This is a genomic window from Lacticaseibacillus chiayiensis, assembly GCF_004123795.1.
GTDB classification, from domain to species: Bacteria; Bacillota; Bacilli; order Lactobacillales; family Lactobacillaceae; genus Lacticaseibacillus; species Lacticaseibacillus chiayiensis.
Map to the genome: position 1 here is coordinate 1 of NZ_MSSM01000064.1, position 11,946 is coordinate 11,946.

Annotated in this window: 19 protein-coding genes and 3 pseudogenes; all 22 read left to right on the forward strand. The window is 44.7% G+C overall.

The annotated features are described in order from the left end of the window. A pseudogene (locus tag BVJ53_RS14210) lies at positions 1 to 162 on the forward strand (endonuclease); the annotation flags it as partial. An 11-nt stretch (positions 163 to 173) separates the two neighbouring features. Next, on the forward strand, positions 174 to 359 hold the full coding sequence (locus tag BVJ53_RS14215) for a hypothetical protein (protein WP_014569476.1): 186 nt from the start codon (positions 174 to 176) through the stop codon (positions 357 to 359). Next, a complete protein-coding gene (locus BVJ53_RS14220) occupies positions 356 to 904 on the forward strand; it encodes a DUF1642 domain-containing protein (protein ID WP_129302934.1) in 549 nt (182 codons plus the stop codon). The genes BVJ53_RS14215 and BVJ53_RS14220 overlap by 4 nt, the downstream gene beginning before the upstream one ends. Continuing rightward, positions 897 to 1,097 carry an NUMOD4 domain-containing protein gene (locus BVJ53_RS15630; protein WP_129302935.1) on the forward strand — a complete coding sequence of 67 codons (201 nt, stop codon included), beginning with the start codon at positions 897 to 899 and terminating at the stop codon, positions 1,095 to 1,097. The genes BVJ53_RS14220 and BVJ53_RS15630 overlap by 8 nt, the downstream gene beginning before the upstream one ends. An 18-nt stretch (positions 1,098 to 1,115) precedes the next feature. Continuing rightward, a complete protein-coding gene (locus BVJ53_RS15635) occupies positions 1,116 to 1,451 on the forward strand; it encodes an HNH endonuclease (RefSeq protein WP_129302936.1) in 336 nt (111 codons plus the stop codon). Beyond that, a complete protein-coding gene (locus BVJ53_RS15500; protein WP_269149336.1) occupies positions 1,444 to 1,572 on the forward strand; it encodes a hypothetical protein in 129 nt (42 codons plus the stop codon). The genes BVJ53_RS15635 and BVJ53_RS15500 overlap by 8 nt, the downstream gene beginning before the upstream one ends. Further along, a complete protein-coding gene (locus BVJ53_RS14235) occupies positions 1,562 to 1,768 on the forward strand; it encodes a hypothetical protein (protein WP_070543920.1) in 207 nt (68 codons plus the stop codon). Before BVJ53_RS15500 ends, BVJ53_RS14235 begins: the two co-directional genes overlap by 11 nt. A 142-nt stretch (positions 1,769 to 1,910) precedes the next feature. Beyond that, complete coding sequence (locus BVJ53_RS14245) at positions 1,911 to 2,354, forward strand: hypothetical protein (RefSeq protein ID WP_137296003.1); 444 nt, start codon at positions 1,911 to 1,913, stop codon at positions 2,352 to 2,354. After that, entirely contained in the window at positions 2,351 to 2,653 is a 303-nt protein-coding gene (locus BVJ53_RS14250) for a hypothetical protein (RefSeq protein WP_129302939.1), read from the forward strand. Before BVJ53_RS14245 ends, BVJ53_RS14250 begins: the two co-directional genes overlap by 4 nt. After that, a complete protein-coding gene (locus BVJ53_RS14255) occupies positions 2,650 to 3,207 on the forward strand; it encodes a hypothetical protein (RefSeq protein WP_129302940.1) in 558 nt (185 codons plus the stop codon). Before BVJ53_RS14250 ends, BVJ53_RS14255 begins: the two co-directional genes overlap by 4 nt. A 68-nt stretch (positions 3,208 to 3,275) precedes the next feature. Then, on the forward strand, positions 3,276 to 3,443 hold the full coding sequence (locus tag BVJ53_RS14265) for a hypothetical protein (protein ID WP_158280592.1): 168 nt from the start codon (positions 3,276 to 3,278) through the stop codon (positions 3,441 to 3,443). 70 nt (positions 3,444 to 3,513) lie between these two features. After that, positions 3,514 to 3,942, forward strand: a complete 429-nt coding sequence (locus BVJ53_RS14270) for an ArpU family phage packaging/lysis transcriptional regulator (RefSeq protein WP_015992527.1) — start codon at positions 3,514 to 3,516, stop codon at positions 3,940 to 3,942. Between the two features lie 633 nt (positions 3,943 to 4,575). Continuing rightward, positions 4,576 to 5,724: a GcrA family cell cycle regulator gene (locus tag BVJ53_RS14275; RefSeq protein WP_129302942.1), complete on the forward strand. Its 1,149-nt coding sequence runs from the start codon at positions 4,576 to 4,578 to the stop codon at positions 5,722 to 5,724. Beyond that, positions 5,717 to 6,046 carry a thioredoxin domain-containing protein gene (locus BVJ53_RS14280; RefSeq protein WP_129302943.1) on the forward strand — a complete coding sequence of 110 codons (330 nt, stop codon included), beginning with the start codon at positions 5,717 to 5,719 and terminating at the stop codon, positions 6,044 to 6,046. The genes BVJ53_RS14275 and BVJ53_RS14280 overlap by 8 nt, the downstream gene beginning before the upstream one ends. A 5-nt stretch (positions 6,047 to 6,051) precedes the next feature. Next, positions 6,052 to 6,399 (forward strand): annotated as a pseudogene (locus tag BVJ53_RS14285) (hypothetical protein); the annotation flags it as partial. Positions 6,400 to 6,498: 99 nt separating this feature from the next. Further along, a complete protein-coding gene (locus tag BVJ53_RS14290; RefSeq protein ID WP_005688561.1) occupies positions 6,499 to 7,308 on the forward strand; it encodes an HNH endonuclease in 810 nt (269 codons plus the stop codon). A 195-nt stretch (positions 7,309 to 7,503) separates the two neighbouring features. After that, entirely contained in the window at positions 7,504 to 7,959 is a 456-nt protein-coding gene (locus tag BVJ53_RS14295; RefSeq protein ID WP_005712753.1) for a P27 family phage terminase small subunit, read from the forward strand. A gap of 21 nt (positions 7,960 to 7,980) precedes the next feature. Continuing rightward, entirely contained in the window at positions 7,981 to 9,693 is a 1,713-nt protein-coding gene (locus BVJ53_RS14300; RefSeq protein WP_129302944.1) for a terminase large subunit, read from the forward strand. Positions 9,694 to 9,704: 11 nt separating this feature from the next. Then, positions 9,705 to 9,896, forward strand: coding sequence for a hypothetical protein (locus tag BVJ53_RS14305; protein WP_003661399.1), 192 nt, complete (start codon positions 9,705 to 9,707; stop codon positions 9,894 to 9,896). A 4-nt stretch (positions 9,897 to 9,900) separates the two neighbouring features. Beyond that, positions 9,901 to 11,154, forward strand: a complete 1,254-nt coding sequence (locus BVJ53_RS14310; protein WP_129302945.1) for a phage portal protein — start codon at positions 9,901 to 9,903, stop codon at positions 11,152 to 11,154. After that, a complete protein-coding gene (locus BVJ53_RS14315; RefSeq protein ID WP_015764348.1) occupies positions 11,108 to 11,737 on the forward strand; it encodes an HK97 family phage prohead protease in 630 nt (209 codons plus the stop codon). The genes BVJ53_RS14310 and BVJ53_RS14315 overlap by 47 nt, the downstream gene beginning before the upstream one ends. Before the next feature lie 41 nt (positions 11,738 to 11,778). After that, a pseudogene (locus BVJ53_RS14320) lies at positions 11,779 to 11,946 on the forward strand (phage major capsid protein); the annotation flags it as partial.

The window sequence follows — 11,946 nt, forward strand, 5'->3', positions numbered from 1 at the left end:
ACGGGCTGAGGTCGATGCTAAGCAACAGGACAATTCAACGACCTTACATCACAGTTAGAAGCCGCCAAACAGGCAAACAATGACTTATCACAGGCAATCAAAGACGCGCAGAGCATCAAGGACTATTCAGATCAGGCTGTGAAGTCAGTCAGCGCGAAATGAGAGGCACACAAATGTACGTAGTAGCAGGATTAAACACAGAAACCGAGTATTATCGAGCCAAGTATCAATCTCAGTGTATCCGATGGATAAACGAGAACATGGCCAAGCACACGGAATCGCACAACACCCGTGGTGATGACATTAAAGTCAATATTCCGGAACCACTGATTATCAAGAAAGTAGAGGACGAAAAATGAGCGAAGAAAAAATGTACGCGGTAAAGAACGATGATGGTGAGTGGCTTCGAACCGACACATTCGGCACGGTTTATTGGAAAGATGAAATCTATGATGCCGAATGGTATATCGACACAATTAGCGCACGACATGATGCAAACCGTTCTGGCGGCCACATGGTCGAGCTAGTAGAGGCCCCGGCGAAGGTCGTGGTGAGCGAGGAAGAAGACAAGATGCTAAAAAAGGCCAAAAACACAACCGTGTGGCGTCCCGCATCAGTCATAGAAAGATATGCACGCGAGCATGAACGACAGGCAGACGATGAGGTACTTCTTGAAGACCGCCTAATGCGCGCCTACGTGAACGGTTGGACGGTTGAGAAGCCAAAGCGGTGGAACGTCAAGGTGCCACACACTAAAGATGTTTGGTATTACAAGTCGCTTGATGGAGATTTGTTGGCAATTTGCCCAGCGGATAAAAAACTTCGCGGCAAGTTCACCGAAGCAGAGATCGAACATTACGGCTTGCAAGACTGCGAGAAAGTCTGGTGTGATAGCGATGACTGAGGAATGGAGACCAGTAGTTGGATTTGAAGGCTGGTATGAGGTGTCGAGCAAAGGACGAGTTAGATCTATGCCACGAGCAATCATTCAGAAATCAGCAGCCGGATCAATTTGTGTCGAGAGACGTGCAGGCAAAATGATGAAGCAGTATGAGAACAACTGCGGATATTTGTATGTTGCTTTGTCTAAGCAATGAAGGCGCAAAGCATACCGAGTGCACCGATTAGTTGCAGCTGCATTTTTTGGACCATCTGATTTATGGGTCAACCACAAAGATATGAACCGAAAAAACAATCACGTTGAAAATTTGGAATATTGCACGCCGCTATACAACAGACACTACGGAGATGGAATTAAGCGTACAGCTGCTAAATTGCAAAAGCCGTTTTATGGTATAAGCCCAAGCGGAATTAAGGTCACTTTCAATTCTATGAGGCACGCTGCATCAGTAATTGGAGCGTCAACTGGGCTTATCAGTGACGCTTTGCACCACGCGAGACAGCACAAGACGTGTAAAGGATGGAAATTATTGGAGATACGCGATGAGTAGTCAGATGAAGGAGGACCGATTCTGGTACCTTGCAATGGTGCTTGGATTGTTACGCGAGCTAGATGCGCAGATTGAGGAAGAACCATTGAGTCAGTGGGAGGTGACTGACGATGCTGATTAAGCTAGACAGCGGGAAGTTGCTAAATCTATCGGCGGTATCGTATATCTCAAATACTGAAATGCTGGCTTATTTCAAACAGCCGGTGATCACAAATGAAAATAACTTTGAAACAGCAAAATGCTTTGGCGTTGGTGTAACAGAAGCCGATATTGAACGAATTGCAACGAGTGCCGCTAACAGAGAGGTGAAGGAATAATGAGTAACAAAATAGTCAAACTTGAAAGCATATCATTGATGGATCGAGAGAAAAATGGTGATGACATGTTTCAGACAACTCGAAGGATAGCCGGGTCGGAGGATCGACACGATACCTTTGCTCGTGCGTGGGTGTTGGAAGCATGGCAAGTCGAAGAGAATGGGGAGGTCGTGCGGATATGACTAGAACACCTGAGAATAAAGCTTGGCGTTCAATGGCGGCAAGAGTGGCCGCAGACAAAGACATTTATTTAAAACATTTTCGTGGAAACGCAAGGATTGAAAGCCTTGGTAGTATTCTTCAGTATCTTATGACTGCTGACGGTGACATTGAGACAGTTGAGCTAAGAGTCGACGCTTTGATTCGTAATGCAGTCTCGCTCGATGACTATGCACATTACATGTGTCATGGCGATACCGGACTACAAGCAGCCAATAAGATCGTTGATTTGATGAATAAAAGCTATTATGGCGTGTCATACGAGGACCTAAAGTCGGTTATTAAAACAATCTGTGTTGAAATAGCAAGGCGAGCAGACAAGCTGGGTATGAGTTATCACAACTATGTGATGGAGGCGGAAAAATGAAGAGATATAGTGTTTATTCAGGCGATAATGGCTGCATTGGTAGCGGGCTATCCTATCAGGAAGCGCGTAGACTTTACAAAAAAGAATGCAACCGTCAACAGTTTGAATTTGAAGACGACATTGGTTACCAATCTATGGCTGAGCCCTATCAATATGCTGTTAGTTTGGTTCAAGAAATGGCTTTATCTCAACCGGAGGAAACAGATCGTCCAGAAGACAAACCTGAGTTTGATGATGATGGACATAGAATTCAATACTATAGCTGGTCTAGTCAGGAAGCACCGGAGGCGGAGAAATGAAACAAGAGATTAAGTTCAGAGCGTGGAGAGATATTTCAAATTCTAAGTTTGAAAATGCAACAGAAGTTTACAGACACACGCCAAAAGGAATGCTGACCAACTTGTTTCAAAAGTTGTCTAGTCGAAACGAGTTAAAAGGATACGGAACGCTTTCTTTTACCCTTGGCGATTTTCAAACGTGGGCCATGAATAACTCTGAGTTTTTGAGATTGTTTAATCTTTGGGTGGCAGATGACTACTCTAAAAAATCAAAGCCTTCCGTAGACAGAATCAATCCGTATAAAGGCTACGAGTTCAGTAACATGCAGTGGCTTTCATGGAATGAAAATTATCTAAAAGGAGTTGCTGAGGTTTCAGAAAAGAAGCACAAGCCTATTATAATGTTGAAAAACGGTGTCGAAATTGGAAAGTTTAAGTCGGTGAAAGATGCACAATATTTTCTAGGGTTGAAATCAAACGGAGATATTACTTTGGTGCTTCAGGGTAAGCGAAACACCGTCAATGGATATGCATTCAGGTTTGAGGACAAACAGCTGCTGGAGGGAAAACAATGATTGCCGTCATGCTGCTAATCTCAGGCGCTGCAATGTGGATGTGGGCTAACTGGAAAAGAGGAAAATAAATGAATGATCGGCATCGAGCAGTCATGCGAGCGCGCAAGGAACAGCTCATGTATGAACGCAGAAAATATGAGCACGAAATGGACGGACTTGCAAAAGCGCTTTATCCAGTCTTCAAGGCGGCCGCTCCAAAGATTGAACAACGGCTTGCTGCCTTCCAGTTCAGGTAAAAAAAAGCGCACCACTACGGCACGCTTATCCTACAAACCCAGACAAATTATACCATAAGGAGTGGACGCAGTGGTGCGAGCAACGAGATATTTTAGCCCAATTGATCATGACAAAACAATCGAAAACGCCAAAGAGGTCTTGGGGAACTACTGGCATCACAAGCGGCTCGCTCAACGAACCAAAATAGCGCTTAGAAGTCCCGTGATGGACGGCATGCCTAAGTCACCCAGCTATGGAAATAAAGCCGAGGACAAACTCGTATCACACGCTGACGAGCTGTACTATATAGCGTGCTGTGAAGGTGCCATTGAATCTCTGGAATCAGAGAATCATCGGATTATACTAACAAGCTCTTACTTAACCAAACGATATAGTGACAAGCAAATAATGGACAAGCTTTTTTTATCAAAAGCCCAGTATTATCGAACAAAACGAGAAGCGCTAATTGCATTCGCCGAGATTTGTCCATTGGTTGAAATCGAGATGAGACCTTTGTGAGACATTTCAACTGTTTTTCCGTCATATTATTGTATTGTGCCAAAGGTGAGAAACCTGAGACACCGTTTTTTCCTCCGAGCCTCAGTGATGATAAAGCTGTGGCAAGGCGTGGCAAATGGACTGGCTGAGATAGTCAGGCGGGTTCGATTCCCGCATGCCACATTGTCCAGTTTAGCGACCGGACACAGCTTGCGATGACCCCATCTGACACTGGGAGAGCGAGCAAATCGCTGTGGCGGAATAGGTAGACGCTGAATTCAGTGAGATCGTCGTGTACGATAAAGCAAGCTCGTACATCTGAGGATTCGATTATGTTGGGTGCAAATCCCGACCAGCGATATTGCCGAGACGTGAGGCCGACGCGTGGCCGGAGCGTGAGATTGCCTTGCTATCGATACAAGGATAAGCGTTTCATTGACTATAGCTTTGAGACCAAGATGGGGCTGGTACGGATCGCCCATCAATTATGCGAGCAACAGAATAGACATTGATACTAGTTACTCGATGCTGAAACAGGACGGCGCAACTCCGTCCGCTCGCTTTTAGTCTTGGGGTCCATAGTAGAAGGCACCGGACTATAGCACTTCACTTCATGTGAGGTGCTATTTTATACATATTTCAGGAGGCGAGTAGATGCAATGGACAGATGAACAAATCAGTGACATTAGGAAGCTCGCCTCTGAAGGCTTTACCAGACGCGAGACAGCCGACAAACTCGGGATTAGCTATGATGCGTTGCAGGGAAAAGCAAGACGGCTTGGTATCGAGTTCCAAAAACCAGTCAAGAATGAATACGATTCAGACGGCACACAGTCCAGTGAAACCATTCTAAAGGTTGTCAGGGGTCACAAAATGACGCCTAGAGAGGTGCTGGAAGCTCACGGGTATGATTACACCAAGTGGGAGCTTGTACGTGCCACAAGCAACTTCTGGAAGCAGACGCCTGAAGCAACGTTGTATCAAAGCAAGATACAAATCAGGCCGTTAGTTGAAGCAGAACAATATGAATCGCTGATGAATGACATCATCACACACAAGGAGCCGTATCAAGCTAAGGCTCCTATTTTTGTGGAATCAGATCGCTATTTGGTCATTCCTGCTTTTGATACACATTTCAACGGCCACGCATTCGACCTCTATGCTGAATCACTTAAACGGCAACTAGAGATCATTCAACGCGGCCACTACGCCAAAATATTGCTCATTCTGGGCGGTGATCTTGCTCATGTGGATAATATCAACTCGACCACAGCAAAGGGCACACAGCTCGAAACAACCGACCTAGGAGAGACTGTGAACGAAATGGAGCAATACTTCGAGACGTTGATTGAAGCAATCATTAAGAACGCCAATGAGTGTGAGGTCATGTATGCGCCAGGTAACCACGATCCGTCAGTTGGATATATGTTTGCGCGTCTATTGAAACGTGCCTACAGCAACCAGCCGAACATCACTTGGGACATATCACTGAAGCATTACAAAGGCACAATGTTAGGCCACAACTTCATTGGTGCTACTCATGGTGATAAAGGTAAGAACAACTACCTTGCAAAATATCTTGATGAGTTCGGCTTCATGTTAGGAACAGCGCAGAACCGCGAGCTGATAACGGGGCACATGCATAGCGAAATGAGCAAGGATTTAGGTGGATTCGTTCAAAGGCAGATGTCTACGAGAAAACCTACGGATAAGTGGACAGATGACCTCGGGGTTGTTGCTCACAAAACGTTCGAATTGGTCGAATATTCGGACCACGAGACGAGGGCGATCTATTATGTCTAGCGGAATGAAACGTGTCGGATACGGATATGTAAGCCGAACAGAGCAATTAATCATTGAGAAGCTATCGAGAGAAGAGAAACACATGCAAGCAATTATCTACACGAAGCCGCACTGTCAAAAGTGCCGGCGAACAGTATTCAAGCTGTCACAAGTCATGCCGGTGCAAACAGTCACAGCAGACGAGCGTGACATTGAACGGTTCCGGAAACAAGGCTATCGATCGTTTCCCGTGGTCACGGTATATAAATCGAACAGGAAGCATGACCGCTGGTGTGACTTGCGGGTTGACAAGATCAAACAATACACGGAGGGAAAATCATGACAAAACTAAAAGGCGTCACGCTGTCTGATAATCCCAAATTTAGCGAATCATTCATTGCAGAGCTAGACAAAGCGCTGACTGACTATCAGCAAAAGCAGGAGCAGTCATCACAGAACGCAAGCACTCCGCATGTTCGTATCGAATTCGATGACATTAATGATGTGCCTCGTGTTTGGATTGATGGCAAATATATAAGTAGCTTTCCAGATCACGGGCTAGTTCGTATCAATCTCGAATGGAATGCTGACGATGAACATGTCAATCCAAAACATTACAACATCGAATATCGTAACGGCGAAGACGCAAGTCAATATCAATACACAGGTATTGGACAAACGAATGATATCAACTAATATTCATGTGCATCAAGACTGGAGGCAATTTAGCATGTGCAATTCTTTTTGTATGAGGAGTGATGGGCATGACTAACACATCGTATACGGGAGATATCCATGCCAAGTAAGAAGCTTGCCTTTATAAATGGCAGACCACAATTGGTTGATGCAAATGCTCGTGTTAGATCGGAGGCGGATAGGCAGTACAACCGTGTGCGGAATGAGCAGCAGTCGGACTACCTTAGGTTCTATCACAGTAATGAATGGAAGCAGCTGCGTGAGCAGATATTGATTAGAGACAACAGTTTATGCCAACGCTGTGGCCTGCAAGCCTCATTGGTTGATCATATTGTTCCAAGCGAAGATGACTGGGAAGACCGCACGAAAGCGGATAATCTGCAGGCTTTATGCAGGGACTGCCACTATTGGAAGACGAGACGTGAGACAACCAAGCGTAAGAAGGGACAGCATCGAGCCATGAAGATTACAGTAATCGTTGGCTATCCAGCAAGTGGTAAGTCAACGTACGTCAAGCGACATCAAGGACAGCATGACCTCGTCTATGATTACGACCATCTTATGGCGGCGTTAACAGGCCTGCCATTACATCAGGGCAATATAGACGCCAATGATTATGTGCAGCTAATCTATGAGCTGATACTGCGGAAGCTTAAAGCAGAGCAGACCTTCGACCATGTGTGGTTAGTCATGACATATCCAGATGAGAAGCTAGACACATTGCTTGCTAGTCGAGATGTCGAACACATACTCATCGACACTGACCGAGACACATGCATCCAGAGACTGTCTAAGCAAGGTCGAGATGTGAGTCAACTCATCAAAGTGATGAACAAACTTGACGAAATGAAATCAGAAAACAAATTTGCAAAATTCAAGAAAATAAAAAATAAAAATTACAAAAATTGAATTTTTGAAAGAAATTTATCGGGCGAACAAACGGGCTGAAATCCTCCAGACCCCCCTCCATTTTTATCGGGGGTTACATTTCTCGAAGCGGAAGAACGGTCGGCCTCTTTTTTGCACCCCAAATTGTAACGATTTTTAAGGCGGCAGGGGTAAACTCAGCCCATTTTATATAGATATTAGGAGGTGAAGTGGGAAATGGCTGGAAAATACAAAGTGTTGCAAATGTCTAAGGGTGATTTGACCAAAGAACGGCAAGAAGCCAAGCTACATGCGGAATTGATGGCCAAAGATGGCATTCCAAAACTTCAGGTAACACCGCCTAATCATCTTGACCCAGTCGCAAAACAAGAATACAAGCGAATTATCGAATCTTTGGGGACCTTACCACTTAGAAATCTCGATCGCGCCGAGTTGGAAAACTATTGTACATGGTATTCGGTTTACAAAAACACATCGGTCAACATGAAATTGGCTTTAAAGAATGGAGATCAAGATGAATATTATGCGTACATTAGCACCTTGAATAAAGCTACAGCAAATATTAAAAGTCTAGCCAGTGATCTTGGCCTTAATGTCAACAGCCGGATGCAGATGAGCATGCCTAAGACCGAAGCACAGAAGAACGATTCAATCATTGATACTTTTGGCTAGACGCGATGGAGGTGATGCTGGTTGTCAAAATTTAAAGATCCAATGCCTAATTTTATAAAACGTGTGCTGGACGGTCGTCTTATTATTTCTAATGCAGTTAATCTCGCGGTGAAACGGCATCAAGAAGACTTGAAACGAACAGATTGGCGATGGCGTTATGATCCAAATCTAGCGGGAAAGGCTGTTAAATTTATGGAAATTCTGCCAGAACCAAAAAGTGGGAAACCACAACCATTAGCACCGTTTCAAAAATTCATTATTGGCAGTATATATGGCTGGGTTGACAAAGATGATCCAAATATAAGGCGATTTACCGATGTGTTCATTTCGATGGCACGAAAAAACGGTAAGTCGCTTTTGATTTCTGGCGTCATTCTGTATGAGTTTCTGTTCGGAAAGAATCCAGCCAACAAACGGCAATTATATACCGCTGCTAACGATCGCAAGCAGGCCGGCATTGTATTCGGAATGGTAAAAGACCGATTACGTGCGCTCATGCGGAAAGACCCAGGCATCAAACGAATGGTTAAGATTACGCGAGATGAACTTGTCAATTTAGACGACGGATCAACAATTCGTTCGTTCTCTCGTGATACAGGACTTGTCGATGGCTATGAACCCCATGTTGCGGTGGTTGACGAATATGCCAACGCTAAAACAACAGATATGATTGAAACCCTTGCCTCAGGGCAGGTGTTACTCCCTAGTTATCTGACGTTCATCATTTCAACGGCTGGATTCGACATGAACGTGCCGATGTTTCAACAAAATTATCCATATGCCAAAAAGGTGTTGTCCGGTGAAGAAACGGCAGAACGCTATTTTGCATTCATTGCTGAACAAGACAACGTACAAGAGGTTGATGACCCCAATTCTTGGATTAAATCGAATCCGCTACTTGACGTTGATATTGTGCATGATCAGATCACCGACTATTTGACCACAAAGCTATCTCAAGCACGTGCTGATGGCAGTTTAAATGCAAAACTGGTCAAGAATTTCAACATTTGGCGGCAAGCGACTGAAGATAGTTATTTAGACTTCGATGCTTGGAAGGATGCTGAATTGAGTGAAAAGCCTGATATTCGCGGCAAAAGAGCTTGGATTGGTATTGATGTTGGTCGTACAAGCGACCTTTTTGCCATTACTTGGTTAATCCCGCAAGAAGGCTGGTGGTGGCTCGATGGTTATGCATTTGTCGCTTCTAAAGGCGGAATTGATAACAAAATCAAGACGGATCGGATTGACTACTTGGCTGCTGAACAACACGGCGAAGGAGAGATCAGCAGCTTAGAGTCAGGTATCATCGACAACGATCGGGTATATGAATGGCTCGAAGACTTCATTGAACGTAATGACTTAGATGTTCAAGGTATCATGTACGACCCTTATCAATTTGGACCAATGCTAACGGCAATTGAGAAGAATCATCCTGAGTGGCCGATGGTACAGGTGCGACAAGGAACGCTGACACTGTCAATGCCAACTAAGCAGTTCCGCGATGATGTTATAGGCGGTCGCATAAAGCATTCAGATAATCGCATTATGCAGGCCGCCGCAATGAACGCGGTTCTAATGTCTGACAACAACGGCGTCCGTATTAATAAGAATAAGTATGCTAACAAAATAGACATGATTGATGCCACGCTTGATGCTTATGCCATCGCGTTCAAGGAAGACTTGGACAACTACTTGGACGATGAGCGTGTCTTCAGCGATGATTTTGGCTTCTAGGAGGTGAGAACGTGAATGGAAAACTAGCTAACTTTTTTAGAATTCTTGGCGCAAATATGGCTGGAATTGCCACTGTTTTAGGCTTCATTTTAGCTGGATATGGGGCTTTTTTGATCAATAGGCCTACTGGATTCATGGTTTGCGGCGGATTGTTGTTTGTTCTCGCCTTTATTCTGTTGCTTCCTGATAACGAAGGGAGGTGATTGAATGAAGCTATTTCGAGGACTTGCAACAGAAGCAGATCCCCATTGGGCTGATAATTTGCTTGATTCAGGGGTGATTCCGTCATTTCGTGGGGCTTATCTTGGGATTTCAGCGTTACGCAACTCTGATGTGCTAACAGCAGTATCAATTGTCGCTGGTGACGTCAGCCGGTTCCCGTTAGTGATTACTGACAGCTCAACCGATGAAGTGATAGACTTGTCTGACATTGATTATCTGATGAACACAAAGGTTAACAAACGTTTATCAGCATATCAGTGGAAATTTTCCATGATGGTCAATGCAATTTTGACTGGCAATGCTTATTCGCGGATTGTGCGCGATCCGATAACCAACGAACCAGCTATGCTTGAGTTCTATGCCCCATCACAGACGCAGGTGGACACAAGCGATCCCGAGAATCTTGTCTATCGATTCACACCATACAACGCAAGTGTTCAAAAAGTTTGCAGTTTTGAGGATGTTATTCATTGGAAGTTCTTTTCATATGACACCATCATGGGCCGCTCGCCGCTACTTTCCTTAGGTGATGAGATTGGACTTCAAGAATCCGGTGTTTCCACGCTTCAAAAGTTCTTCAAGAGCGGATTGAAAGGCTCAATTATCAAAGCAAAAGAGAGCCGCCTATCTGCCGAAGCACGCCAGAAGATTCGTGAAGATTTTGAAAGGGCACAGGCAGGTGCTGATGCTGGATCGCCAATTATAGTTGACGCGACGATGGATTATCAGCCGTTGGAAGTTGATACCAACGTTCTTAATCTGATTAACAGCAATAACTATTCAACAGCGCAGATTGCGAAGGCTTTACGGGTGCCAGCGTATCGATTAGCCCAAAATAGTCCCAATCAGTCAGTTAAGCAGCTTGCTGATGACTATATTCGAAATGATCTTCCATTTTACTTTGAACCGATTACAAGCGAGTTTGAACTAAAGTTGCTTGATGACAACCAGCGCCATCAGTATCGCATTGGCTTTGACACAAAATCAGTAAACGGATTGCCGATTGCTGACGTCAATACAGCAGTTAATGGCGGACTGTGGACTGGAAACGAGGGACGTGCGGAGCTTGGAAAGAAACCGTTAAAAGACCCGAACATGGATCGTATTCAGTCGACACTTAACACAGTGTTCCTTGATCAAAAGGAAGCATATCAAGCTGAACACGCATCGCAATTGAAGGGAGGTGATGCTAATGACAAAGGAGCTGCGAATGACAGCGACACCCATGCAAATTCGTGATGGGGATGAGAAACATCCAACTGTCATCGAAGGTTATGCGCTTAAATTTGACCGGAAATCTGAAATCATGGGCGGCGGTGAATTTAGTTTTCGTGAGCACATTGACCGCCATGCGCTCGACAATGCTGATATGAGCAATGTCGTGGCGCTATTTAACCATGATCAAAACCAAGTGTTAGGCCGCACTGGCGTTAATTTGGAACTGACCATTGACGACACTGGACTTAAGTACACTCTGACGCCACCAGATACACAACTCGGTCGTGACTTACTAGAAAACGTCCGGCAAGGGATTATCAGTCAGTCAAGCTTTGCATTTACGATTGCGCCAGACAAAGACGCGCAAAAGTGGCAAAAGTCAAGCGAACGAGGGGTTAAATACGAGCGCACAATCAACAACATTGATCATCTGTTTGATGTTTCGCCGGTGACAACACCTGCTTATCCAGACACTGAGGTAAAGGTCGGAGCACGATCGTTGGAACAGATAAAAGCGCTAGATCAGCCGCCAGAATGGGAACTTAAGCGGCGCAAGATGCTTTATCAACTGAATAAAGAGGAATTGCTCAAGGGCATCGAATAATCGGTGCCTATTTTTATACAAAAAATAAGGAGGGTCACTAGATGACTTTAGATGAAAAATTAGCTGCTGTTAAAAAGCAACTTGATGAAAAGCGTTCAGCGTTGCCAGCTATGAAGACAGAACTTCGTTCTTTACTTGAAGGTGAAGATTCCGAGGAAAACCTGAAGAAGGCAGAAGGCGTTCGTGCCAAGTATGATAAAGCTGACAAA

Bases quoted from the DNA above. Each gene is read 5' to 3' on its own strand.
- BVJ53_RS14215 (WP_014569476.1), top strand. From the start codon at position 174: ATGTACGTAGTAGCAGGATTAAACACAGAAACCGAGTATTATCGAGCC.
- BVJ53_RS14220 (WP_129302934.1), top strand. From the start codon at position 356: ATGAGCGAAGAAAAAATGTACGCGGTAAAGAACGATGATGGTGAGTGG.
- BVJ53_RS15630 (WP_129302935.1), top strand. From the start codon at position 897: ATGACTGAGGAATGGAGACCAGTAGTTGGATTTGAAGGCTGGTATGAG.
- BVJ53_RS15500 (WP_269149336.1), top strand. From the start codon at position 1,444: ATGAGTAGTCAGATGAAGGAGGACCGATTCTGGTACCTTGCAATGGTG.
- BVJ53_RS14235 (WP_070543920.1), top strand. From the start codon at position 1,562: ATGCTGATTAAGCTAGACAGCGGGAAGTTGCTAAATCTATCGGCGGTA.
- BVJ53_RS14245 (WP_137296003.1), top strand. From the start codon at position 1,911: ATGGCAAGTCGAAGAGAATGGGGAGGTCGTGCGGATATGACTAGAACA.
- BVJ53_RS14250 (WP_129302939.1), top strand. From the start codon at position 2,351: ATGAAGAGATATAGTGTTTATTCAGGCGATAATGGCTGCATTGGTAGC.
- BVJ53_RS14255 (WP_129302940.1), top strand. From the start codon at position 2,650: ATGAAACAAGAGATTAAGTTCAGAGCGTGGAGAGATATTTCAAATTCT.
- BVJ53_RS14265 (WP_158280592.1), top strand. From the start codon at position 3,276: ATGAATGATCGGCATCGAGCAGTCATGCGAGCGCGCAAGGAACAGCTC.
- BVJ53_RS14275 (WP_129302942.1), top strand. From the start codon at position 4,576: ATGCAATGGACAGATGAACAAATCAGTGACATTAGGAAGCTCGCCTCT.
- BVJ53_RS14280 (WP_129302943.1), top strand. From the start codon at position 5,717: ATGTCTAGCGGAATGAAACGTGTCGGATACGGATATGTAAGCCGAACA.
- BVJ53_RS14290 (WP_005688561.1), top strand. From the start codon at position 6,499: ATGCCAAGTAAGAAGCTTGCCTTTATAAATGGCAGACCACAATTGGTT.
- BVJ53_RS14295 (WP_005712753.1), top strand. From the start codon at position 7,504: ATGGCTGGAAAATACAAAGTGTTGCAAATGTCTAAGGGTGATTTGACC.
- BVJ53_RS14310 (WP_129302945.1), top strand. From the start codon at position 9,901: ATGAAGCTATTTCGAGGACTTGCAACAGAAGCAGATCCCCATTGGGCT.
- BVJ53_RS14315 (WP_015764348.1), top strand. From the start codon at position 11,108: ATGACAAAGGAGCTGCGAATGACAGCGACACCCATGCAAATTCGTGAT.